This is a genomic window from Photobacterium sp. DNB23_23_1, from assembly GCF_052873815.1.
In genome coordinates this window covers 1-24,208 of record NZ_JBNNXT010000001.1, presented here as the reverse complement: position 1 = coordinate 24,208, position 24,208 = coordinate 1, and the positions used below count along the sequence as shown (strand labels likewise).

The 24,208-nt window shown below is 47.8% G+C and carries 22 protein-coding genes; 9 read left to right on the top strand and 13 right to left on the bottom strand.

What is annotated here, in order from left to right; all coding sequences use genetic code 11:
• Positions 1-17: 17 nt before the first annotated feature.
• Entirely contained in the window at positions 18-617 is a 600-nt protein-coding gene (locus tag ACVA53_RS00110) for a TetR/AcrR family transcriptional regulator (protein ID WP_446504188.1), read from the bottom strand.
• Positions 618-840: 223 nt separating this feature from the next.
• Positions 841-1,608, bottom strand: a complete 768-nt coding sequence (locus tag ACVA53_RS00105; RefSeq protein ID WP_255041229.1) for a hydratase — start codon at positions 1,606-1,608, stop codon at positions 841-843.
• A 146-nt stretch (positions 1,609-1,754) separates the two neighbouring features.
• Here ACVA53_RS00105 and ACVA53_RS00100 point away from each other — a divergent pair, with 146 nt between their 5' ends.
• Positions 1,755-1,952: a hypothetical protein gene (locus tag ACVA53_RS00100; protein WP_255041230.1), complete on the top strand. Its 198-nt coding sequence runs from the start codon at positions 1,755-1,757 to the stop codon at positions 1,950-1,952.
• 156 nt (positions 1,953-2,108) lie between these two features.
• On the opposite strand, the gene ACVA53_RS00095 is transcribed toward ACVA53_RS00100, so the two are convergent.
• Complete coding sequence (locus tag ACVA53_RS00095) at positions 2,109-2,624, bottom strand: hypothetical protein (RefSeq protein WP_446504187.1); 516 nt, start codon at positions 2,622-2,624, stop codon at positions 2,109-2,111.
• Positions 2,625-3,079: 455 nt separating this feature from the next.
• Here ACVA53_RS00095 and ACVA53_RS00090 point away from each other — a divergent pair, with 455 nt between their 5' ends.
• Complete coding sequence (locus tag ACVA53_RS00090) at positions 3,080-4,654, top strand: cytochrome-c peroxidase (RefSeq protein WP_446504186.1); 1,575 nt, start codon at positions 3,080-3,082, stop codon at positions 4,652-4,654.
• 100 nt (positions 4,655-4,754) lie between these two features.
• Here the strand turns inward: ACVA53_RS00090 and def are convergent, their stop codons facing one another.
• The 3 genes from def to ACVA53_RS00075 form a co-directional block, all read right to left on the bottom strand.
• Positions 4,755-5,297, bottom strand: coding sequence for a peptide deformylase (gene def, locus ACVA53_RS00085; protein ID WP_446504185.1), 543 nt, complete (start codon positions 5,295-5,297; stop codon positions 4,755-4,757).
• 167 nt (positions 5,298-5,464) lie between these two features.
• The gene (locus ACVA53_RS00080; protein ID WP_255041239.1) at positions 5,465-7,030 is read right to left on the bottom strand and encodes a DHA2 family efflux MFS transporter permease subunit; all 1,566 of its coding nucleotides are present in this window, start codon (positions 7,028-7,030) and stop codon (positions 5,465-5,467) included.
• 3 nt (positions 7,031-7,033) lie between these two features.
• Complete coding sequence (locus ACVA53_RS00075) at positions 7,034-8,134, bottom strand: HlyD family secretion protein (RefSeq protein ID WP_255041240.1); 1,101 nt, start codon at positions 8,132-8,134, stop codon at positions 7,034-7,036.
• 186 nt (positions 8,135-8,320) lie between these two features.
• On the opposite strand from ACVA53_RS00075, the gene ACVA53_RS00070 reads away from it, so the two are divergent.
• Positions 8,321-9,244: a LysR family transcriptional regulator gene (locus tag ACVA53_RS00070; RefSeq protein ID WP_255041241.1), complete on the top strand. Its 924-nt coding sequence runs from the start codon at positions 8,321-8,323 to the stop codon at positions 9,242-9,244.
• Positions 9,245-9,251: 7 nt separating this feature from the next.
• Here the strand turns inward: ACVA53_RS00070 and ACVA53_RS00065 are convergent, their stop codons facing one another.
• From ACVA53_RS00065 to ACVA53_RS00055, 3 genes are all read right to left on the bottom strand, one after another.
• Positions 9,252-9,779 (bottom strand): glycine zipper family protein, encoded by a 528-nt coding sequence (locus ACVA53_RS00065; protein ID WP_255041243.1) that lies wholly within the window; start codon positions 9,777-9,779, stop codon positions 9,252-9,254.
• A 307-nt stretch (positions 9,780-10,086) separates the two neighbouring features.
• Positions 10,087-11,250: a glutathionylspermidine synthase family protein gene (locus ACVA53_RS00060; RefSeq protein ID WP_255041245.1), complete on the bottom strand. Its 1,164-nt coding sequence runs from the start codon at positions 11,248-11,250 to the stop codon at positions 10,087-10,089.
• Positions 11,251-11,984: 734 nt separating this feature from the next.
• A complete protein-coding gene (locus tag ACVA53_RS00055; RefSeq protein ID WP_255041247.1) occupies positions 11,985-12,548 on the bottom strand; it encodes a hypothetical protein in 564 nt (187 codons plus the stop codon).
• A gap of 437 nt (positions 12,549-12,985) precedes the next feature.
• Here ACVA53_RS00055 and ACVA53_RS00050 point away from each other — a divergent pair, with 437 nt between their 5' ends.
• On the top strand, positions 12,986-14,071 hold the full coding sequence (locus ACVA53_RS00050) for an AI-2E family transporter (RefSeq protein WP_255041249.1): 1,086 nt from the start codon (positions 12,986-12,988) through the stop codon (positions 14,069-14,071).
• A 79-nt stretch (positions 14,072-14,150) separates the two neighbouring features.
• On the opposite strand, the gene ACVA53_RS00045 is transcribed toward ACVA53_RS00050, so the two are convergent.
• Entirely contained in the window at positions 14,151-14,876 is a 726-nt protein-coding gene (locus ACVA53_RS00045; RefSeq protein ID WP_255041303.1) for a TetR/AcrR family transcriptional regulator, read from the bottom strand.
• A 167-nt stretch (positions 14,877-15,043) separates the two neighbouring features.
• Here ACVA53_RS00045 and ACVA53_RS00040 point away from each other — a divergent pair, with 167 nt between their 5' ends.
• The 4 genes from ACVA53_RS00040 to ACVA53_RS00025 are packed head-to-tail and all read left to right on the top strand — an operon-like array spanning position 15,044 to position 20,499.
• Complete coding sequence (locus tag ACVA53_RS00040) at positions 15,044-16,120, top strand: efflux RND transporter periplasmic adaptor subunit (protein WP_446504184.1); 1,077 nt, start codon at positions 15,044-15,046, stop codon at positions 16,118-16,120.
• Between the two features lies 1 nt (position 16,121).
• The gene (locus tag ACVA53_RS00035) at positions 16,122-17,198 is read left to right on the top strand and encodes an efflux RND transporter periplasmic adaptor subunit (protein ID WP_446504183.1); all 1,077 of its coding nucleotides are present in this window, start codon (positions 16,122-16,124) and stop codon (positions 17,196-17,198) included.
• A gap of 8 nt (positions 17,199-17,206) precedes the next feature.
• A complete protein-coding gene (locus ACVA53_RS00030) occupies positions 17,207-17,443 on the top strand; it encodes a hypothetical protein (RefSeq protein WP_255041253.1) in 237 nt (78 codons plus the stop codon).
• The gene (locus tag ACVA53_RS00025) at positions 17,440-20,499 is read left to right on the top strand and encodes an efflux RND transporter permease subunit (RefSeq protein ID WP_255041254.1); all 3,060 of its coding nucleotides are present in this window, start codon (positions 17,440-17,442) and stop codon (positions 20,497-20,499) included. Before ACVA53_RS00030 ends, ACVA53_RS00025 begins: the two co-directional genes overlap by 4 nt.
• A gap of 77 nt (positions 20,500-20,576) precedes the next feature.
• Here the strand turns inward: ACVA53_RS00025 and ACVA53_RS00020 are convergent, their stop codons facing one another.
• From ACVA53_RS00020 to ACVA53_RS00010, 3 genes are read right to left on the bottom strand one after another with little or no spacing between them, the layout of a single operon-like run.
• A complete protein-coding gene (locus tag ACVA53_RS00020; protein WP_255041255.1) occupies positions 20,577-21,254 on the bottom strand; it encodes a ChrR family anti-sigma-E factor in 678 nt (225 codons plus the stop codon).
• Positions 21,247-21,864 (bottom strand): sigma-70 family RNA polymerase sigma factor, encoded by a 618-nt coding sequence (locus ACVA53_RS00015; protein WP_255041256.1) that lies wholly within the window; start codon positions 21,862-21,864, stop codon positions 21,247-21,249. Before ACVA53_RS00015 ends, ACVA53_RS00020 begins: the two co-directional genes overlap by 8 nt.
• 44 nt (positions 21,865-21,908) lie before the next feature.
• Positions 21,909-22,544, bottom strand: a complete 636-nt coding sequence (locus ACVA53_RS00010; protein ID WP_446504182.1) for a hypothetical protein — start codon at positions 22,542-22,544, stop codon at positions 21,909-21,911.
• A 164-nt stretch (positions 22,545-22,708) separates the two neighbouring features.
• Between ACVA53_RS00010 and ACVA53_RS00005 the strand changes: the two genes are divergently transcribed.
• On the top strand, positions 22,709-24,091 hold the full coding sequence (locus ACVA53_RS00005) for a DUF4397 domain-containing protein (RefSeq protein ID WP_446504181.1): 1,383 nt from the start codon (positions 22,709-22,711) through the stop codon (positions 24,089-24,091).
• Positions 24,092-24,208 lie beyond the last annotated feature (117 nt).

The following is a 24,208-nucleotide window of genomic DNA, read 5'->3' as shown; positions in this document are numbered from 1 at the left end:
TTATACCCAGTTCACACCTAGAACGGATAGTGGTTGAACACATCCTCAATCATTTGTTTTAGCGGAGCGCCATTTTCATCGTTATCCGAGTCGTTGACGCGGGCGTAGGTGCGAAGCCCTGAGATCTGGACCTGGATATGCCGTGCCAATTGGTGCGGGTCTTTCTCTTTGTCAATCTCACCCAGCTCCTGGGCTTCGACGATCAGCTTTTCGAATTCACTTTCCATCTTGCGGAACGATCGCTTGGCCTCTTGCAGCAATTCTTCATGCTCGCCGGTGAGCTCGGCCACGGTTTTGGCCAGCATACACATACCACTCGGCGCTCCATGCTGGGTGTTGATCACCAGCTGCTCCATGAACAGTTTCAGCGCTGCCACGGGCGATGCACTATTAGCCCGGCAAGCTGCCAACTTCGCGACCCCTTGTTCGGTGTAGTGTTGCAGGGCTTCTTTGAACAGCCCCTCTTTGCTGCCGAAGGCGGCGTAAATGCTGCCTGGGCGCATATCTATCACGTCTTGCAGGTTGCGCATAGACGTAGCGTGAAACCCTTTTTCCCAATACAGGCTCGTGGCTTTGTCGATGACTTGCTGACGGTCAAATTTTGCATGGTTTGCCATGATGAGTTTCCAACCTAACTCGTGAACGATAGTTCAATTTTAAGCGTAACCGCGGCTCAAGTCTAATCTGCTGTTGTCAGAAGGTAGTTTCGGTATGGTTGAGATTGTGATTAAGCGATTGGTCGCAACAAGGTGATGAAGGCGTCGTTTGTGGTTCTGCACTAGTGAAACCGGAACAATGATCAAGGCTTAAACAAGAAGCTTGATCATTGTCCCTATGTGGTTATTTTTTTTCAACAAACGTCACTTGGTACTCACCAATGCCGTCGTATTTGATCGTCGTTGGTTTATCAAACTCGACTTCAACAATACCGCAGTACGAACCGGTGATAATGGCTTCGCCTGCAGAGAAGTGCATGCCGCGGCGGGTCATATAGTTGATCAGCCAGTACACAGGATTCTGCGGCATAGTATTAGGGTGCACGCCTGCGAAAGTTTGTACTTGCTCACCTTGCGTTACAGTGATGTCAATCTTAGCGGCGGCAAACGCTTTTTCGCGTTCAATTTCAGGACCGATAAACATGCCTTGGTTAACTAGGCAATCAGCCAGTTTCTCAAAGAATTCCGCACCGCTGTCATCGGCAAAGCGAGCTTGCATCAACTCCAGTGCCATATGGCATGGGCCAATTGCCGCGTTGATTTGCTCTTCGCTGTAACCTTCTGGGTTAGCTGGCAGATCAGCGTTTAGGATAAAAGCAATTTCAGGCTCAATACGCACTGCGTTGTTATCGGCAAACAGCTCACAGCTTTCGCCTTGTTGAATAGTCTCAGCAAAAATTGGTGCAACCACAAACTTGTCGTCTGAAAGCGGTAGTAAGCACTTCCATCCACCCACTTTGTCGCTGTGTTGGTCAATCATTGACGATTGGATTTGCAGAGCATCATCCACATTGGCTGGACGTTGCTGCTCGTCAAGGCGTGGTGCTTTGGTACCTGGTACTCGACGGTTTAGTAGTTCGGTAGCTGCTAGTTCAAAATTCATAATAGTCATATTGTATTACCTTTGGTTTATCCATAGATAATATCGATATTTACCAACTCTGGGTAGTGAAACTACTCGGAAGTGGAATATTTGTCATAAACAATTTAGTCGCTCCCAATCGACGTCATTGGCTGTCGTTTCGTTTGTATTCGTAGGTGGAATGCGTACTGCTGCACCCGGTATGCCTATCGCTAGATACTGAATTGCGGCAAAATGCTCTCTCGATGCTGGCTGACTACCTGCATGGCTATGCTTTGGCGATGAGCTGCCAATCTGGCAATGAACTCAAGGTTGATATGCTGTCTGGTCCTTTAGCGTTTTATATGCGGGCATTGCAGAAGATGGTGAAGTAAAGGGGGGATGTCGTTCCCTCTCTTGATCATGCTTCCAGAATTGAGGACACAAAAAGGCAGTCCGCAGGCTGTTTGAAACCGTGCCGAAGGTAATATTTTTGGCTCCGGTCTGCCATGTCGAAATCTCGCCTCCATTTTTGTATGATAAATATTCAGCTATTTATTCTTACCGTGAATAAATAACAATTCTCGAGCGAGCTTTGACACTGCTTGATATATCGCATCGCCACATCCGGCATTATTTCGTAGATCGACCTCTCTTTCTTCAAATTGGCCACTACTACGGCAATGAAAATAAATTTCATTCAGAATGCCAATATCGTATTTATTCACAATATGTACTCGTTCTCGAATAAGCCGGGGGAACTGGTTGATGGTAATATCAACAAACTTATTGTCCACTTCGAGCCAAACATGACTGAGAATCTCTGGGTAGTCAGAGAGGTTATTCCTGCACCATATTACTTTCGGATTATAGCCCTGTTCTCTCAAATACATCGCCAGCATGTTGTTGGCTAAATCACAAGAGCCAAACGGGAAAGCATTGAGCTCTTGCCAACGAGGGAGATCGCAATAGCGGTAAGATTGGGTTTCTATGATGGTAACAAGTGCATTCCTAAAGGTATGGACATGGTATTGCATAGTGGTTTCTCCCTGTTGACCCTTACTCATTATCTTCCAAATTTAGCATTATTATCAGTATAGGCATGTAACTTGAGTTATTGTTTTTAGCCTCGAGATTTAATGGTAACTATTATCGTTATAGTTTTAATTTTTTATATTAGCCACTAATTAACAATGGTTATCTTTCTCATACATAAAGGTATGTTAATCACTGCAATTAATCAATTCTAATAATCCATAAAATCCCTGTGAGAATATGAGACATATCTTAGTTTTGGGTTTTTATACCTGTTGTTTTTATTGTTTTTTATTGTTCTTGAGAAATGTTTCTAGCAAAAAATTACTTACACTTTTTGTGGGTGATATAAATGTATCTGTTAAGGAGATTTCGATTATTTTAGATGTTAATAATTAAGCTTTTCATTTTGAATCGATTAAAACTGACTTTGTAGAATGAAGTTATCCGCTTTAATTATAAAAATATAAGTAGTTGGAGCTTTTTGATGAGTATTAACATGGCTAGGTATATAAAAAATAATAAGGGAGTAGATAAAATATCTATTCCATTTTTCTTAGGCATCATGAGTGCCACTGTCTTTTCTAGTAATGCTGCAGCGGAGGACATGACATATCTTGAAGAGTTAGGTAAGCGTTTATATTTTGAAAATATTTCATTAAATAACAATATGTCTTGTGCAACTTGTCATGAGGGGTCTGCTGGTGGGACGAATGGCGATTCACATATTAACAACACAGAAGTTGCAGTAAGGGCGTCAGACGGCGTCAGTATCGGAGCCTTAAAGCCGCCTAATAACCAGTATTTACAGTTCTTGGATTATGAGCAAGCATGGAGCAAAAAAGGGGTAAATGATTTTAATGATTCCTGTGAACCTGCGGCACCAGGTGCACCTCGCGCACCCTGTGGGGGCGCATTTTGGAACGGTCGAGCCAAGGGCGGTATGATAGAAGACGAAGGCATCAATGTTTTTGCCGGTCTTAGCAGTGAATACGAGGATATGTATCGTAAATATATTGGTCCATTGGCGGATCAGGCGCATGCCAGCCCTTTTATTAACCCGGTTGAGCAGCAAGAACCCACCAAAAAGTCAACTTGTGTTCAGGTACGAGATGACACTGAGTGGGGTGAGCAGCTGTATAAATTCGCCTGGGGTAAAGATCTGAAATGTGGTAAGAAAAACGTTGATAAAGTCTTTGCTCAGTTTGCGGTCGCCATTGCTGCTTGGCAAATGTCTAGTGATAATAACCGCTTTGATTCTAAACGGGATATCGCCCTTAAAAATGATGCAGATGGTAAATTCCCATTGGATGGATTTACTGACCAAGAAAACTTAGGTCATGATCTATTCTATGGAATTAGAGGGCCTGGTACACCGGGAGATCATCGAACTCCGCAACAAGGCTTCTTTGGAGGTGCTCGTTGTGCTTTCTGTCATCAGAGTGGCAACGACCAAGGTGAAGGGAAACTTGAACGCTACACCAATGATAGGTACTTCAATATTGGTGTGCCCCGTAATCATGAAATCCCTGGTGATCCCAATCCAGATGATGGCTTGATGTTTACGACTAATAACCCTTTCAACAAAGGGCAGCATAAGGTGCCAACTCTACGTAACGTGGATAAACGCCCTCATGACGGTTTTGTCAAAGCGTATACCCATAATGGTTGGTTTAAATCTCTGGAGCAACTCGTTCATTTCTACAACACAGCAAACGTAGATGCAGTAGCCTCTAAAGAAAGATGCCAGATGGACAAACCTACTGTTGAGGAAGCGATAGATAATGACTGCTGGCCAGAACCAGAGCATATGCAGACCTTCATATTTGCCCAGTTTGGTGTTGGTAACCTCGGTTTGACCAAGGATGAAGAGCTGGCGATTGTTGCTTACCTGAAAACGTTAAGTGATCAGAGTCACCCAACCAAACCGAGCCGTTACAAACTACACATCATGGATCCAAAACGTATGCAGCACAGCACCTTGGGTGGTGGTTCTCATTTCCCACAGGAGCCAGAGCCTAAAGACCCATTTGCTGATAAGTTCTCTTTCGGACGATTCTAACGGACAGACGTTAAGTTTGTTAATAATGAATAACACCCAAGCGGCAGTTGTCGCTTGGGTGTTTTACTTGGGACTACTTTAAAAATAATGGGCTAGCAATTTATGGCTGAGCTATCCGTTTTAGATACTCAACCTCGGTGTAGTAATCAGTTTTTTCGGCTCTATCAAGAAAAACTAAGCCATTGAGATGATCCAACTCATGCTGGAAAATGCGGGCAATAAAGCCTTCCATCTGGGTTTTGACTTCTTTGCCCTCGAGGGTGTCGTAGCGTACCTCGATATGGGAGTGACGGTTAACTAAGGCGCGGATCCCCGGAATACTCAGACAGCCTTCCCAGTCTTTTTCCATGCTATCGCTCGCCCAGGTAATTTCCGGGTTGAGCATCAAGGTCGGCTCCATCATCGGCGCGTCGGGATAGCGTGGATTCGGGCAGGAAGCAACAATAAACGCGCGAATAGATTCACTGACCTGCGGCGCAGCAATACCGACACCATTATGCTCAAGCATCTTTTGTTGTAGCGCCGTAAAGAATGGGGCTAACTCCTGATATTGGGCTGCCGAAAGTGGCGAGGCATGTTCGCGCAAGATAGGGTTGCCAAGCTGGGCGATGGTGAGCGTTTCCATGGTGCTAGTCCTTTTCACGGTTTCTCCGTAAAGCATATACCGATGTGAATAGAGGGCAAAGGGAAAATGGTAATAGGACGGGGCTGATGAATGGCGGGTAATGCTGTGTCAGCAAATAGGCTCTGTAAAGAGCCTATTGAGTCGGGGAGCCTTGCCGTTTAACAACGTGGGCTTAGTTACTCGTATCAATCATCCATACACATGATCAGCACGGCTGCGAAAGCCAGGAAGGCTGTCATCATCAGGAACACATCGTTGTAAGCCATAATAGCCGCATCACGCTGCATGGTGGATAGCAGAGTTGCCTGAGCTTGTTGCATCGCGGTGCCTGCATCACTCCCCGCCTTGATGAAGAAATCAATTTGCTGCAGCATCTGTTGCCAGCCATTGTTGCTGACACTGGGTAGAGACTCCTTGATGTGTCCGAGGTGCTCCCGGGTTTTGTTATCCAGCAGGGTGGCAATAATCGCAATGCTGAATGCACCACCGAGGTTACGCATGACATTGGTCAGCGTCGATGCATCAGGCGTATCGGCTTTGCTGATATGTTTCATCGCTACCAATGACAAAGGCACCATGATAAATGGGCTACCGATGGCACGTAGCACCATAGATAGGATCAGCTGTTGGCCGCCGAAATCGACGGTCATATGGGTGTTGACGTAACAGCTCACGCCAAACATGGCAAAGCCAAAGGTGACCAGATACTTAGGTTTGATGAACTGGACCAACTTAGGCACGATGGGGAACAGCAGTAATTGCGGGAAGCCCATCCACATTAATACTTCACCGATTTCCATCGCGTTGTAGCGCTGGATTTGAGTGAGGTAAAGCGGCAGTACATAAATCGAACCGAGCAGCGCCATCCCGAGGATCAAATAGGCCAGACACGACATGGCAAACTGCCTTTCGCGCAGCAAACGCAGGTTAACCAGTGGTTTTTTGTGCTGCAGCTCGTTGATGACGAAATAGACCAAGCTGACGGCGGAGATGATTGCCAGAGTGATAATAAAACTCGAGCTGAACCACTCTTCGCGATTGCCTTCTTCCAACACTACTTCCAAGCACCCCAGTCCAAGGGCCATAGTAACAATCCCGAACCAGTCGGCTTTGAGCAAGGAGCCGAGATTGAGCGGTTCGTCATCCAAGCCATAGCGGATCATCGAAATCACCAAGATCGCTGGTGGGATGTTGATATAGAAAATGTAATGCCATGATAGGTTTTCAGTTAGCCAGCCACCGAAAGTCGGCCCGATAGACGGAGCGAAGGTGGCAGTCACACCGAACAACGCCATCCCGACGGCTCGCTTTTGGATTGGCAGTAGTTGTATGACCAGCGAGAAGGCCAATGGGATCAATGCGCCGCCGCTGAAGCCCTGCATGGCGCGAAACACAATCATTGAGCTCATGTTCCATGACAATGAGCAGAGGAAGGATGACAGGGTGAAAATCACTGTCGTCCATGTTAAATACCGGCGTTTGCCCAGTGCTTTTGATAACCAGCCACTGAGCGGTATCGCGATCATTTCAGCCACTAAATAGGAGGTGGAAATCCACGAGCTTTCATCCAGTGTGGCAGACAGTGCCCCCTGAATATCTTTGAGCGAGGAGTTGGTGATTTGGATATCCAAAATCGCCATAAAGGCGCCAATTAAGCCGCCGAACAGAGCAATCCAGTGGCGGCGAGGAACATGGAGCGCCTCGCTTTCAACAGCCGATGGCTGTTGGCTTGTAGTGATTTCTGCACCCATGACTTAGCCTCGTGTATCGACAGTCGCCACGACAGACAACCCCGGGATCAGCCTGCCTTTCAGGTTTTGTGGGTCAGGAATGGTAATTTTTACCGGTACTCGCTGAACAATCTTGGTGAAGTTACCGGTCGCATTTTCTGGCGGTAATAGCGCAAATTTCGCCCCGGTTGCCGGTGAGAAGCTATCAACCACTCCTTGCAAAGGTTGGCCGGGGAAGGCGTCCAATTCTACGGTGACACTTTGGCCCTGATGGATCCCGCTCAGCTGAGTCTCTTTGAAATTGGCTTCAATCCACACATTGCTGGTCGGCACCAAACTCATCAATGGCATACCTGGTTGAACATAGAGGCCAACCCGAAGGCTACGTTTGCCAACAATGCCATCAACAGGTGCATAGATGTTGGTGTAGGCAAGGTTGAGTTGGGCTTGTTCAAGCTGTGCTTGTGCTTCGGTCATAGCCGCTTCGGCTTGTTTGACCTGACTGGCAATCACCACGAGTTGATCTTTAGCGCCTTGGTAGCTGGCATTGGCTTCTTCGAGCTGTGCTGCGGTGACCTTCTGGTGCGAGGTCATGCTATCAAGTTCATCTTGTGATGAGTAATTGCGTTTGAGCAGGCTGCGGGTGCGGGTCACTTGTTGTTTGGCACGATCGAATTCGGCTTTCGCTGAGGCAATTTGGCTTTGCACCTGACGGATTTGGGTTTTTTGTAATTGCTCTTGGGCATGAAGGTTGTCGATAGCCGCTTGGCTGACAGCTAAATTCGCCTTGGCCTGATCCAATGCTGCTTTGAAATCACGGTCGTCAATTTTTGCCAGCAGATCACCGGTTTTTACTTGCTGGTTATCAGAGACAAAAGATTTAGTGATATAGCCACTGATTTTTGGGCTGATGTTGGTGATATCACCTTGTAGGTAGGCATTATCCGTTGATTCGAAATATTGGCCATAGCCAAACCAGTAGCCACTGCCTAGTGCGCCTAGCGAAAGCATGATCAAGGTAGCGATCAGTGGCGCTTTTTTCTTATTACGTTTGGGAAGCGCGTTTGTTTCTGCTGGTGAATTGCTTGGCGAATCGGCTTTGGAAGCTTGGCGTTGTTCGGTCATTTTACCCTCGTTTTTATACCCAAGTGATATCAAGCTGCAGGTTCTCTGCGGGAATAATATGGGCTTATAAGAATTGGCTTTAGGAAAGTGTGTCAAATTGTAAATGATATCGATTGGTTGATAAGATAGGAAAAAAGGGAAACAGTGTTGCACTAATCTTACTAATAGGCAGAAGGCTGGGTTGTGATGGACTTGAATTCGGTAGCGATTTTTTCACAAGTTGTTGACTGTGGTAGCTTTACACAAGCTGCCGATGTGTTAGATATAACCAAATCGACTGTTAGCCGAAAAGTTGCGGAGCTGGAGGAGCACCTTGGCGTGCGTTTGATCACGCGTTCAACCCGCAGTTTGATTTTGACGCCCGAAGGTGAAGCGTTTTATCAGTCCTGTATCCAGATGCTGGAGATCATGGGTCAGGCGGAACTTGAAGTCAGTGCCAATCAGGATTTGATCCGAGGCCGACTGTATGTCGTGATGCCAGTCGAATTGGGGCACCAAGTTTTGGGTGGTTTATTGAATACATTTTTGAAGCAATACCCGTACGTTTCTTTGCATGTTGAAATGACTAACCGTGAAGTGGATGTTATCGGGGAGGGGATCGATTTATATGCCCAAGTCGGCGAATTGGATGATTCAAGCTTAGTGTCGAGAAAGTTGACTGAATCGCGTCGGGTACTGGTTGCCAGCCCTGAGTATCTTGAGCAATATGGCATGATTGTAAGCCCTGCGGATCTCAAAGCCCCGCACCACCAAATCAAGGTCCATAACAAGGCGGTGAAAATCCCCAATTGGCATTTGATGCACGAGGGGGAAGCGGTGAGTGTTGATCTGCCATATCGCCTCAGGGTCAATACCATTACGGCATCGCTGTCGGCATGCCTCGATGGTTTGGGGATCGCTCTCTTGCCTGAATTTATCTGCCGTGAACATTTCTCGTCGGGTGAATTAATCCAGTTATTGCCAGAGTGGGATATGCCTCTGATACCGCTTAGTTTGGTCTATCCACAGCGCAAACTTATGCCTAAGCGATTGCGGGTGCTGGTGGATTATTTGGTTGAGCAGTTTGATCTACGGGTGAAAAAACACGCAATCGATGCCGAGTCGCGTTAGCGGGCTGTCAGTTTGCCGCGTATTGTTGTAGGTCGACTTTTTTGTTGACTGGCTTGTCGTTCGGTTTGTTAATTGATTTGTGGAGTGAACCTGTGACTGTTTGGTCCTTGCTATCTACATCAGAGCTGAAATCAACCTTGGCAAGATCATCCACTTCGGCATCGAGGATCTCATAGCCCTTGAGCTCCATGCAACGGCGTAATACCAAGGATTGGGTTTGGGTTGCTTTGACCGAGCCTACTGCAGCGCCGGTACCTGCTCCGAGTGCGAGCCCCCACACCATACTCTCCCCCATACCCACATCATCAGACAATATTCCGCCCAGAGCCCCTGCTGCGGTACCGATCAACGCCATATTGGCTGCACTGGTGCGTACGGCCTCACCTTTATCGACTTCCTGGGTTTTTTGGCGGCATTCTGCCAAATCTTGTTCGTACTCTAACCCGGTTTTATCGTGGGAACCCACAACCGGAGCGGCATTGTAAGAACAAGCAGAGAGCAATGAAGTACAGATGATCAGGGCAAGTCTATTCACCGGGCTATTACCATATATCAATCGACAGTTGGTCGTTATGGTAGGAGGAAAGCCCCGCATCTTCAATACAGTGTTTTTTATTTTATGTTTCTTAATGCTAACAGAGCAATAAATTGGCGGGTTGGCTAAATTATTTACAATGTAAATTGTTTGAGAACGATAGCTACATACGGTGTCGTTATTCGACGTTGAAGGCGATAGGAGACACCGAGCAGGTTATAGCACTGCGCTTGCCGGCTCGGTAGCTGTCATTGAGTTGCAGTGCCAGTTAGACGTTACTGGTTTAAAAGTGATATGTTCCTTTTAATTACAAAATGACATGCGGCAAATAGCGTGACATATCTTGGGTCACCCTAGATCTATCTTCTCTGATTGATATCCCTCCCGCTTGATCATCAACCAGCCAGCTGCCGATCAGAGTGTAAGCGTTATTGAATTTCGGCAGCGGGTGGTAGGCCTGATAGATCACGCCCTCGTCCCCATAAGGGCCGTCGACGCGTAAGGTCTGCTTGCCGTTTTCGACGATGGTGATATTGGCACCCTCGCGGGCGAAAATCGGTTTAATCACATAGTCCTTGAGCTCGCCAAGGCCGGGATCATCGGCAAAGAAAGCTGGAAGTAGATTCGGGTGCCCTTTGAACTTGCGCCACAACATAGGCAGTAACGCCTTGTTACTCAGTACCGACTTCCACATTGGCTCCAGCCAGTTTATCGAGTTGGATGGCAGGTATTTGGCATACTCTTCTCTTAGCATGAATTCCCATGGGTAGAGCTTGAACATCCAACGAATGGGTTTGTCGGTCATGTCGGTAAATTCTTTTTTACCGTTGAGCCCGATATCTTCGATAAACACAAAGGCGGTGGATAAACCCGCCTCTTTGGCACAGTCTTCCATGTATTGCACCGTGCCCCTGTCCTCAACGGTATCTTTGCAGCAGGAAAAGTGCAGGGTTTGCCCCGGTTGCTGGCGCGATAGAGTTTGGAAGCGCTCTATCAACAACTCCTGTAGCAAGTTGAATTGATCAGCATCACGGCGGATTGCCCCGCTATTGACCATGTCTTCTAGCCACAACCATTGCCAAAATCCGGTTTCATAAAGTGAGGTTGGGGTATCGGCATTGTTTTCATACAGTTTTGCAAAGCCGGTGCCGTCATAGGCAAAATCGAGTCGGGAATAGAGTGAAGGCTCTCGGCTACGCCAAGAATCCAGGATCGGTTGCCACATCGCTTCTGGTATTTGGAACCGCCGCAACCAGTATTCGTCAGCGACAACTTCGTCGACGATCTCCAGACACATCTGATGGATTTCCTCTGTCGGATCTTCCAGATCGCGCTCTATTTGTTCTAAGGTGAATTGGTAATAGGCGGTTTCGTCCCAGTAGGGATCGCCGTACATGGTGTGGAAGCCGAACCCGTATTCTTTGGCTAACTCCCGCCAATGAAGGCGCTCTTTGCTGTTGATCCTTAACATGTATTTTCCTGAACTATGCGATGAAGCTTTGGGCCAGTATGGCATGGAGTGAGGCGAAGAAAAGAGACGAGTGATGAAATTTTAGAGTCACGGCACCATTGGCGTGGTGAGCGGGAAAATCATGGCGCGGGTGAGTTAAAATATAAACAAGCTGATGCTTTATGGTATTTATTTACCGCTATTATCATCTCGTTACACACTCTGGCCCCGGTACGTCATTTACGCAAGCTAGATTGATATATGTCACATCTTTGTGTGTCTGGCGGGGTATAGTAGCCCTCGTTAAATTCAGGTTGCATGCTTCGTACCTGTAAGGTTTAACATCACTACAAATAATCGTTCGGGTAAGTTACCGGTAAATAGTTATTGTTCACCGTTCCTTGAGTAGCCATTTGGCCATCCAACCTTTTGCTTTAACTTGGTGCTTACCCATTTTTTTCTTCCTTCTTTCCTCCGATTTCTTTGCTGCCCGCTCGCAAGCGGACAAGCAACACCATACTGCTCCTTATACCAGCCTACATAAATATTTGATCAGTCTTGCTGGTTAAAATCGCTGTTCTCTGCGTTAGATATTTTGTAATTAGAGCCACTAGTTACTGCAATATCTGCCTTGATAACAACGATTTTTCCAGTGCTAATACTTGATCGCCGTATTTCAATAATGGGTCATGGAAGGCTGTTGCTAGACTTGGAGCCCTTCGCTTGGCCTATTGTTATTTTCTAGCGAACTGTGATTAAAGCACACCTTGAACCGATGGATTCCAGAGGTTTGTCATGCCAAAAGAAGCCTTCCAAGCTTGGGTAAAACCGGTTGCAGGAAAATTCAACTCAAATTGAGCAGTCTGGAAGTTGACGTTATCTGGAGATTGGTGAAGGGTTTCAAGTATGTAGTTTTCATCCTCAGAAGAGAGTGCTGTCAGTGAGGAGAAATAAAAATCATTGTAGGTGGCATCTTGGATGCACCAACGCTGAAACCTTATTGGATTCTCATTGACTTTGATGATTACGGTGTCGGCTTCCTGATGTGGATCACACATATAGTCGCTGTTTAAGCTTAAAAAGTTGAAATATAGCTTTTGCTCGCCGGTTTCTGAGTGGGCAATGTTTGCTGATACGGTGTATTGGGTATTGAAGTCTAATCCTTGGACTTTTGATACATGTGCGCTAAGGGGATCGTCTTGATACCAATGTGTCATGGTGGTTATCCACCCATTGGGGGTTAACGATTTCCAACTCTCATCGTCAGCTAATACGGGCATGCTGCATAATGCTGCCACTAGAAGCATTTTATTGTGCATAATTATTCATTGTTTTAGAGGGTAGACAGATGTTAGCGGGGGAGAGCACATCTTGCCAGAGCAAGTGGCCAAAATATGTTGAATGGGTGAAAGAAAAAAAGGTCTCTTTAAGTCGTTGGTTAGTGATGGTTGGAGGGTAAGAGACCTTTGTACCAATGGCGGACGCTAATTCACGTAATGGGTACGAACATCCCGAAGGAATGCAAGAGGAATTGTATGCCCTTTGATTAGAGTAAAAAATCTAATTGACGAATTAATGAACAACAACCAAGGGGGCGAAAAAGTGCTACCTGTCGTGAAATGGTAAGCTTCCTCACAAAGTAATGGTTACTATTTGACCAAGTCAGGGCGAGGGCCCTTCAGTCATTAAAAAGCCATTTGTGAGGTTGATTGTGAACGCTCAACAATTCTTAGTAACACTCCCGGGCAAAAGTTCGATGGATACTTTTATCAAGGCAATGTTATTGCTGCTGGTTGTTTATTCTTGCTATCAGGTCCTGCAGCCATTTTTACTCCCCATCGTTTGGGGAGCCATTATTGCTATTGCTCTGATGCCGTTAGTTAAGTGGTTGCAACGTCGGTTCTCCCTTTCCCAAGGCAAGGGGAGCATGCTGGTCACCTTGGTAGCGCTAGCCGCACTCATTGTCCCGACGGTATGGTTTTCCGGTGCGGTGGTAACAACCACCCAAGAAGTTGCCACATCGGTCTCTGCCGGAACATTAGCTATTCCGCACCCAGAGGCGTCGGTCGCTGAAATACCGGTTGTGGGTGAGCCGCTGCATAAGGCTTGGAGCCTATCTGCAACCAATTTGGAAGGGGCGTTGGAAACCTATGCACCTCAAGTGAAAGCGTTTGTTTCTAGTGGCTTATCTGCGATTGGTAGCTTGGGTGGCAGCGTCGTTCAGTTTATTATCTCGATTATTATTTCAGGTGTTGTGATGAGCAACTCTGGCCGCTGTAAAGCCATGGCAAATAAAGTGGCTGCTCGACTACTGGGTGAGAAAGGTGAAGATTATGTAGGCTTGTCTATTGCCACCGTACGCAGTGTTGTTCAAGGTGTCATTGGTGTTGCGGTTATTCAGGCGGTACTGGCTGGGTTAGGCATGGGTATCGCAGGTGTCCCGGCGACTGGACTATGGATGTTAGCAGTATTGATTTTGGCGATTATCCAGTTGCCACCGATTTTGGTGCTGGGTCCGGTGATGGCTTACTTGTTTGCCGTCGAGACAACAACCGTGGCTGTTCTCTTCATGGTGTGGGGTCTTTTGGTTAGCGCAAGTGATACCGTGCTGAAGCCAATGTTGATGGGCCGCGGTGTGGATATTCCAATGCTGGTTATCCTGCTTGGTGCGCTGGGTGGTATGATGATGTCAGGTATTATCGGGTTATTCGTTGGTGCGGTTGTTCTGGGACTGGGTTACAAGCTACTGATGACATGGCTTGAACAGGCAGAGCCAGTTTCACCAGCGGATACTGAAGAAGAACGAAACGAAACAGCATTGCCTGTAGTGGTTACTGTTTAAGCCAACAAAAATGAATAAATAAAAACAGAAAGGTCAATACCCATGGTATTGACCTTTTTTGTTCAATCTTGGGTTGTGTTTAGTTTGCTATGCTGCTGTCACATCCCCATTCGCAAGGAAGATCGATAAGAATGTCCGAGAGTTTTTCCGGGTGTAGCATTTCTTCGGGAGAGATGTTTAATTGGGTTGCCATGGTTTGGTTAAACAGTTCCCAATGGTTAAGCAAACACTGCTCTTCACTGGCGCCTTCCCACGTATCCAAAACGAATGGCTTCATGCTGGCGGCACCGTGTGCATACATCATCATTTGCCACTTCATTTCCCATACCTTTATCTGTGTGGTCGGGCAGTCCCGGTTACAGTTCTCGACAAGCTGATTGACGAAACTTTCAAGTTCGCCGTTGCTATCGAAGAAATAGTCCATCAGCACATCACCTTGCCTAACGCCATCAGCAATCAGTTGTACTGGTTGAGGGTGAGCGAGCTGCTGGGCCAGCAACATGGTAATAAAGCGATAGAGAATAATGTTGCTCGGTAGCTCGGAAGGTATTTCATCCAGTAGCTTGTACATGTAGCCCAGAAAGTAAACCTGCAGGCAGTCACTGATACTGTGCCAGATTTTTTCCTTACTGCCGAAATGGTGGCGGATCAAACTGTGCGACACACCTGCGCGCTCGCTGATGTTTCTCAGTGACACCCTTTCGTAACCTAACTCGCAAAACATTTCTGCGGCGGTCTTGATGATTAGCAGCTTGGTTTCTTCGGCGGCCTGTGCGCTGCGACGGCCCTGTTTTCTCTCTGTCATCATTATATCAGTTTCATAGCCCATGCCATTTTTACCAAAAAAACGCGAATGCGTCATCTGTGTGTCTACAAAAACATTTATTGTCCACCTGTAAAATATATTTGATCTACGGCAAGATCAACCTATACTGCACGGGTGTGTAATATAAAATTCAGAGAGAATCGCCTGTGAAAGGAACGTCCATTACGTCCACCCCATTTGTCAGGGTGGCAACGTTGGTGTTGCTGGGAAGCATCCTAGCCGGATGTAACCAAGCCAACTCCGAAATAACTCAAGAGGTTGTCAAGCCTGTGAAATTGTTGGAAATTCCAGTCCCAGCAAATCAGGCGAGCAATGCCTTTCCTGGAAAGCTGGAAGCTACGCAACGCGCTCAGCTTTCATTCCTGGTGCCAGGAGAAATTGAAAAACTGTCTGTAAGGGTTGGCCAGCGTGTTGAGCGTGGTCAGGTACTGGCAGTTTTGGATGATCAGGATTATCGGTTGGCTTTTGATGCCAAGATGGCAGAGTTTGAACTGGCACAAAGCCAGTTTCAGCGCGCCAAACAGTTATACGGCAAGAAGCTGATCAGTACTGATCAGTTTGACCAGCGCGAGACGGCTTACAAAGCGGCGGCTGCTAACCTTGAGCAAGCGAAGACCGATGTTGAACATACCTTGATTAAAGCCCCTTTCAACGGTGTCGTTTCGCTGAAATTTGTTAACCAGAATCAGTTCGTTGGTGCTAACCAGCCGGTGATGAATATCCAGAATGTGGATGAGATGGATGTCAGTTTCAGCTTGCCGGTACCGTTTGTGAAACAGTCGAGCTTATCGTCTATCCGCAGTACCGCGGTGTGGGTTGAAATGGATAACCAGCCAGCCCAGCAGATCCAAGCCCAGTTCAAAGAGCTTTCTACCAAGCCAGATGCCGATACCAACAGCTATACCGCGAAAGTGACTCTTTCTCGTCCTGAAGCCATGAACCTGTTATCAGGCATGACAGGTCAAGTGCACTTTGCCAAACCTGAACTGGCAACCGTGTTGCGCCTGCCAGAAGGTGCGTGGGTTGAGAAGCTAAATGGCCAGGGGACACTGTGGCAGTTTGATCCTGCGACAGGTGTTGTCGATGCCTTGGAAGTCGTTCTGAACGATAAGGGTGAGGTGACGTCAGGATTGACACCGGGTGCCATGGTGGTGATCGCCGGAGCGAAAGATTTGTTACCCGGGCAGCAAGTACGCGCTTGGGAACGCGAGGGTGGTATCTAATATGTTGAAGAAGATGTCACTAGCTGCACTTTCGATGTTGGTGCTGGCTGGTTGCCAAGAGCCGCCACAGCAACAGGAAAACGCTCCCCTTGCTGTTTCGTCTCTGATGGTTGATAAACCGGTTACCAGCCAGTTCCGCTCTTTTAAGGGACAGGTTGAAGCGGCTGAAAACACCCCGCTAGCTTTCCGTGTTGAGGGAGAGCTGCAGCGTGTGTTGGTTAAATCAGGCCAACAGGTCAAGAAAGGCCAGTTACTGGCTGAACTGGATGCTGATAAGTTTGAGCAGCAGCGCAATGATGCGCAGGTGCAGTTTCAGCTAGCTACCAAGCAGCTGAAGCGTGGCCGTGAGTTGTTCGAGCGAAAAATGGTATCCAAAGCTGAGCTTGATGAATTATCTGCTAACCACAAGTTGGCAAAAGTGAATTTTGATTCGGCTGAACGACGTTTGGGCTACACCCGTTTGGTGGCACCGTTCAACGGTGTGGTAGCCGATGTGCCGAAAGAGTCCTATGAGGCAGTGTCTCCGGGAGAAGCCGTTGTCAGCCTGTACCAAGATGATCTGCTTTATATCAATATTGCCGTGTCCGATAACGTATTGGCCATGCTTAACCCGCTGCAAACGAACCGTAATTACCAGCCAATGGCACGTTTCGGGACGGAGTCGCAAACCTATCCGGTGAACTATCTTGAGCACACCAGTGAGCTGGAGCCCCAAAGTCAGACCTACCGTATGTGGTTTGAAATGCCTCAGCGCACCCCTGCCATTTTACCGGGCACCAGTGTGTCATTGCGTGTTGATATGGCCGCAGCTGGCCTGAGTACCCTGCAAGGCTACCAGCTTCCTATGACCGCAATTGAAGCGGGTCGCGAAGATGGCCAGTTTTTTGTTTGGAAGATTGAGGATAACCAGGCTTTCAAGATGGAAGTGGGGATTGGCCAGCTCAATAACCACGGTGCCATCGTGAGCAGCGGTATTAACGAGGGGGATCGTTTGGTGACATCGAGCTTGCGTAAATTACGCGATGGGATGGACGTGATCTTGTTAGAAAAAGCGACCACAGAGGCGCAAGCCCTGTGAAGTTGAGCATGCCTATTGTTCGCCAACCCCTCATTCGCTGGATCGTTTGGCTTGTGATCACATTGGCCGGTCTTGCTTTTTTTACTGAGCTGGGTCAGTTGATGGCAGGGAAGCTGATTGAAGAAGGCATGCAGTATTTAGAATTATCAATTCAGGCCAAGCCCGTTGCAATGACATCTGTCGAGCTTGGTGCACAAGATTGGGGATTGACTATGGCACTAGCCACTATGGGAGCAATACAGTGAATATTGCTGAGTATTCAATAAAAAATAAAGTCATTAGCTGGCTGTTCATTATTATTCTAGCCGTGGGAGGCGTTACCTCATTTTTGGACTTGGGGAGGCTGGAAGATCCGGCGTTCACCATCAAGGATGCCATGATTGTTGCCACCTATCCGGGTGCCACCACGACTGAGGTTGAAGAAGAGCTCACCTACCCGCTGGAGAAAGCGGTGCGTCAGTTGCCGTATATCGATAAAGTCACTTCGACCTCGTCGGCTGGGATGACCCAGATAATGGTGAGTATGGAGATGACTTACGGCCCGGATGAATTGCCACAAATCTGGGATGAGATGCGTCGTAAGGTCAATGATTTGCGTCCGACCTTACCATCGGGTATTAGCTCATTGCAGATCATCGATGACTTTGGTGACGTGTATGGTGTGATGATCATGTTGACCGGTGACGGCTATTCCTATGTTGAACTGAAGCAATATGCCGATTACCTGACCCGTGAATTGGAATTGGTCGACGGTGTTGGCAAAGTCAGTCTGGCCGGTGATCAGCAAGAGCAGATTTTTGTTGAGATTTCAGTCGAGCGTATGGCGGCATTGAACCTGGACATGAATACTGTGGTTGGCTTGTTGAATCAACAGAACAGTGTGACGGCGTCTGGTGAGATAATGATTAATGGCCAGAACCTGATCATCCGTCCTAACGGTGAAATGAACAGTGTTGAGTCGCTGGAAAACCTAGTTATACACGGCCGTGATACTGGCAATCTGATCCGCTTGAAAGATGTTGCCACCGTTTCTCGTGGCGAGCAGGAAAAACCGGGCAATATTGTGACCTATAATGGCCAGCCTGCGATAAACCTGGGTCTTTCTTTTGCGTCTGGTGTCAACGTGGTAGAAGTAGGTAAACACCTTGATGCCCGTTTGGCAGAGCTGGAAAACATCAAGCCAGCCGGTGTCGAGTTGAACTACTTCTATAACCAAGCACAGGAAGTGGACAAGTCGGTGCAAGACTTTGTGGTGAGCCTAGGTCAGGCAGTCGCGATTGTTATTGTGGTACTGCTGTTTGCCATGGGGCTGCGCAGTGGTGTGATCATCGGCTTGGTACTGCTACTGACGGTATTCGGCACCTTTATCATGATGAAGCTCAATGATGTTGAGCTGCACCGTATCTCGCTCGGTGCCCTGATCATTGCCCTGGGTATGCTGGTGGATAATGCCATCGTGGTAGTTGAAGGGATTTTGGTGGGTTTGAAGAAAGGCCGTACCAAGGTGCAGGCAGCGGCAGATATTGCCAAGCAGACCCAATGGCCGCTACTCGGCGCAACGGTAATTGCCATCACGGCGTTTGCGCCGATCGGTTTGTCGTCGGATGCCACCGGTGAATTCATGGGGTCGTTGTTCTGGGTGCTGTGTTACTCGCTATTCCTAAGCTGGATCACCGCACTGACACTGACACCATTCTTGGCAGATCTACTGCTCAAAGAGGAAGATAAAAACCAGCAAGATGATGAAGACCCCTACAAAGGCGTGCTGTTTACTGTCTTTGGTGCTTTGCTGAGATTCGCTTTGCGATTCCGTTGGTTGACCATGGCCAGCATGGTTGCGCTGCTGGTAACCGCTGTGATCGCGTTCGGCCAGGTGAAGCAGTCATTCTTTCCGCCGTCGAACACACCGATGTTCTATGTCGATATGTGGATGCCGGAAGGGACCGATATACGCGAGACCATGGCGCAGACCGAAAAGGTTGAGGAGTATATCCGAGGCCAAGAGGGGGTGGCGTTCGTGACGACATCTGTCGGTCAGGGTATGCAGCGATTCATGCTGACTTACCAGCCGGAGAAAAGCTACGAGTCTTACGCCCAGCTACAGGTCCGTACCACCAGCCGCGACAATATGTTTGATTTGCTGCACAAGCTTGATGCTGGTTTGCCAACCGAGTTTGACCAACCGACATTCCAATTCAAGCTAATGGAATTTGGACCATCGCCAGCATCGAAAATCGAAGCGCGGATCATCGGTCCAGATCCGCAAACCCTGCGTGATATTGCGCTGCAGGTCGAAGATGTTTTGTTGCAAGATTCAGGCGCTCGAAACGTTCGCCATGACTGGCGTGAGCGTACCAAGGAGCTAGTGCCGCAGTTCAATGAGACCAAGGCGCGACGTTTGGGGATATCGAAAGAAGATCTGTCCAATACCCTGCAGATGGCCTACGGCGGTAACACCATTGGCCTACTGCGCGATGGTACCCATATGCTGCCGATCATCACCCGCCTGCCGGAGTCAGAACGTGTTGATTACAACACCCTGCAGAACCTCCAGCTTTGGAGCCCGGTTCAGCAGGCCTACGTGCCGATTGAGCAGGTGATTGATGGTGTTGATCTCGGCTGGTCTGAGCCGCTTATTCAGCGCCGTGATCGTAAGCGTACCCTGACGGTGCTGGCAGACCACGATGTGCTGGGAGACGAGACGGCGGTAACCTTGTTTAACCGTATTCGTCCACAGGTGGAAGCGCTGCCGCTACCTGTTGGTTATAACATCGAATGGGGTGGTGAGTATGAATCGTCTAAAGATGCGCAGGAAGCCATGATGGGCTCGATGCCGATGGGCTACCTGTTCATGTTCGTTATCACTATCTTCCTGTTCAACTCGGTGAAGAAACCACTGGTGATCTGGGCGACGGTTCCGCTGTCGATTATTGGTGTGGCTTTTGGCTTGTTGGCGACCAATATTCCGTTTAGCTTTACAGCGTTGCTTGGTTTATTGAGTTTGAGTGGCATGATATTGAAAAACGGTATCGTATTGCTGGATCAAATCAATATCGAACTGGAGTCGGGCAAGGTGCCATATGATGCGATTGTTGATAGTGCCATCAGCCGTGTACGTCCGGTGAGCATGGCGGCATTGACGACAATTCTGGGTATGATCCCGTTGGTATTTGATGCCTTCTTTAACTCGTTGGCGATTACTATTATGGCAGGCCTTGGCTTTGCTACTATCCTGACCCTGATTGTGGTACCGGTATTGTTTGCCTTGTTCTATAACGTTAAACAACCTGTAAACGCTTAACGTCATAGTTAGAGTAAAGAAAAAACCCCGTTGTGTGTTGTGCACAACGGGGTTTTTTAATTCTGCTGTTATTGGGTTTAACGACGGAAGAACAGCTGGCTGAATGGGTTGAGCAGAGTTGCTAGACCTGAAGTGAAATGCAGTGGTGCATTTAATAAGGTCAGGCACAAACAATCCTGTCCATCTCGGGTACGTGGTAAATGTTTGTGCTTTTCAGTTTGTACAATGAAATCACCTGGTTGATAGGTACCATTTTCATCGTAGAACTCACCAGCAAGGACCAGGGTGATCTCTTGGCCCTGATGGGTGTGCTCTGGCAATGCACTGTCAGAATCCATGTAGATGAAATTCATTTGACTGTCACCGCTGACGTCCACTTGAGCCCGTTTGATATTGCCCGGTAGGCGAGACCAAGGACCTATCTTGTCATTATGTCGCTGTAAGATAGATGGAAGCGGGTATGCTTTATCTTCGAGTGCCAATTGGCTGGCTGGAGCCTCATCGAGTACCGGTATATCAACACAATCTTGGGCCATGATTTCCATCATCATCGCATTCAGTGACGGGGATAACGCTGCGGGCTCGCTTTTCTCTAGCTCACTGGCTTGTTCGGCTTCGATGGACGCCAGTTTCTGACGGCAATGCGGGCAAAGATCCAGGTGAGCGCTGATCATGATGCTTGATGCCGATTCTAATTCACCACAGGCGTAGTGACTGAGGAGGTCATGGTTGGGATGGAATCGAATGTTAGCCATCTAGGGCCTCCTTCATTTTTTGCAGGGCAAGACGTAATCGGCTTTTTACTGTGCCGAGTGGCACATCAAGGGCATCGGCCACATCTTGGTGTGATGCGCCTTGCATACAGACCATTCTTACAACCTCGGCTTGGGCTGGAGGTAAAGCAGCAATGGCATTCTCAAGCTCGTGACTGACAATGGCATGAAACTCATTAGGAAGCTTGTCATCATCCAACTCCTCATGGAGGATTGGCCAGAGATCGTCACCTTGTACCCAGTCTTGCTGATGCTTTGATTTTCGGAGTAAATCGAATTTAACATTCCTTGCAACAGAGTAAATCCAAGTCAGAGCCGCTCCTTTAGATCCGTCATAGAGGTGAGCTTTAAGCCAGATCTTGAGCATGGTTTCCTGGACAATTTCCATCGCCATCGACTCATCACGTAATTGCTTGCGGGAGAAGTTAAGCAATTTCGGGGCGACAGAGGTAAACAGCTGCTCGTAGCTGCGACGACAGCGGGTATCGGCAATATTGTTCAGTAGCTGTGCCACATCAATGGCAGGCGCTTCATCGTTGATCATAGATTCCTTGCTGATCCCGGACTGCATTACTGCATGTGTTCTCATCATAACCTTATCTGCAAGCATATGTCTGTTTGCAATAAACGCCAAAACTAATTGAAGCGATCACTTTGTCGAATGATTCTTTTCAGATACCTGATACACAGTCGAGCATCTGGGGATTTAAGCAGCCGCTGTTTTTTGTCTAAAGAGATAGGGAGTATTTCCAACCAACGCCAGCACACCCAATTAGTGTTGAGTTGATGGTCGGAGCCCGCAACGTGTGCGACTGAAAATGCAGGCTCATGTGCAAGCCTATTCGGATAATGACGTTCAGCTGGATGAAATTGGTGGGTGCATTCAATCAGGCGAACCACCAGAATGTCATCCATGGGGAGATAGCTGTTTTGCCATAGTGGGTAAAGCTGCCCTTCTAATTTTTGGTGCTTAGTTTCTGGGGATGTGACCCTGCCCCAGTGCTCGATGGTCAGCTTCAGTTTAATTTGACTCTCGCTGAGCCAATCAACATCTTCAATTGCAGCGAACATGATAATGTCGCCGTTGTTGGTGGCAGCTTGCCCTGAATCATCTTGCATCACTAACCATAATCCACCTGCTCGCAGGCCGTCAGATACCGTGTGGGTGAAGGTGTATCCGGTACCACAGATATTACCGTTACCCATTGGCATAAAGTGTTTTGTGCACTTTAGAAAGGGTAAACGTTTATGTTCATTACGGGTTAGCGACACTATGCAATCTCCTTTTTTAATATCTACGCGGTGAAATTGCGTTTGGATGACTACGGTTTTTCGACGGCAGCGAGAAAGTCTCAAAAGTGAGATTTATTTTTTTGATCGGTCAAAAGCAAGGCATGCGTATCAAACGGCACAGACAAACGTTGAGGAACGATCTGATGAATGCCAAGCCACTAACACTCGCTGTAATTTCTGCATTTGCACTCGTTGGCTGTTTAGACAATGATGACGACGACACAACAACAGCAACATCCAAGTTGCGTGTCACCCATGCCAGTAGCGATGCACCACTGGTTGCCATCAACCTCAATGGAAAAACGGTTGAAGGCTTGGAGATGGTCGACTATCAAGTCGCCAGCGGGTTATTGTCTATAGACAGCGGTACTTACGAGGTTGCTGTTGAAGCCTTGCTCACTGGCGAAGACACCCTGGAAGTGATCAATGAGAATCTCGATTTCGCACCGGACATGCAATACGACGTGTTTGCTGTAGGTCAGACAGCAGATATCGCGCCAGTCGTTCTCAGTCGAGAAGATATTGCCCCTACAGGTGACGAGGTCCGTTTAGATGTACTGCATGCCCATCCTGATGTGCCCCCCGTTGATATCTACCTTACCACCGACGAGGCGATCACTGATGCAGACCCGGCTGTGCCCGGATTGGGCTTCGCCATCGACAGTGACATATTACCTGTGACGATTCCGTCTGGTACGTATCGAATTCGTGTCACTGTAGAAGGCTCTAAAGACGTTGCTTTTGATAGTGGTGAACTGGATTTAGCTGGTGGTAGTGATTTGATGATCTCCGCGGTCCCGAATGTAGGTGGTGGTGCGATATCACCGGTAAATCTACTGGTCGCTGATGGTGAAGGCGTTGCTGTATTGCGTAACACCGGAGAAAAAGCCACAGTGAGAGTCGTACATGCTGTTGATGATGCACCAGCTGTCGATGTATTGGCCTCAGGTTCACCGGTTGATGGTTTAACTAACATCGAATTCAAAGAGTTTCGCAGTTTGGATGTCGATGCAGGAAGTTATGATCTTGGTGTCGCTGCCTCATCTGATAATACCCTGATTGTTATCGACGCTCCGGGATTGGAATTCACTGCCGGCAGTGCAACTAGCATTTACGCCATGGGTAAACTAAGCAGCGTGACTGATGAAACCATTGAGCCTGTGGTTATTGAAGAAGATCTTCGTTCGGTTGCGACCTATGCCAAGGTACGTGTTGTCCATGCCAGCCCAACCGCAGGCGGTTTGGGGCTCGTTGATATTCATGCGTCTGCTGACGGTGTGTTCAGTGAATCAACGGTTGTCCTTGAAGGTGTCGATTTTACCGAAAGTGCAGTACTTAACGTGCCCGCTGGTACTTATATGCTGGCAGTGATATTACAAGGTGATGATACTTTCACCCCAGCCGTGGCAGCGACAGCCATGGTTGAAGATGGCGGTGTGTATTCCGTTGTTGCAACGGATGATTTTGCTGGCGGATTGGTACTGAATGTCGATAATTCTGCGGATGCAGAACCTGAAACCGAATAATTAATCGCGGCACTAAATAGATAAAAGCCATCCAGCGGATTAATGCCATTCGGTTAAGCACTAGCGCTTATATCTCAATGGATATCGGCTAGGAATATAGAGCACTGAACGTGGATA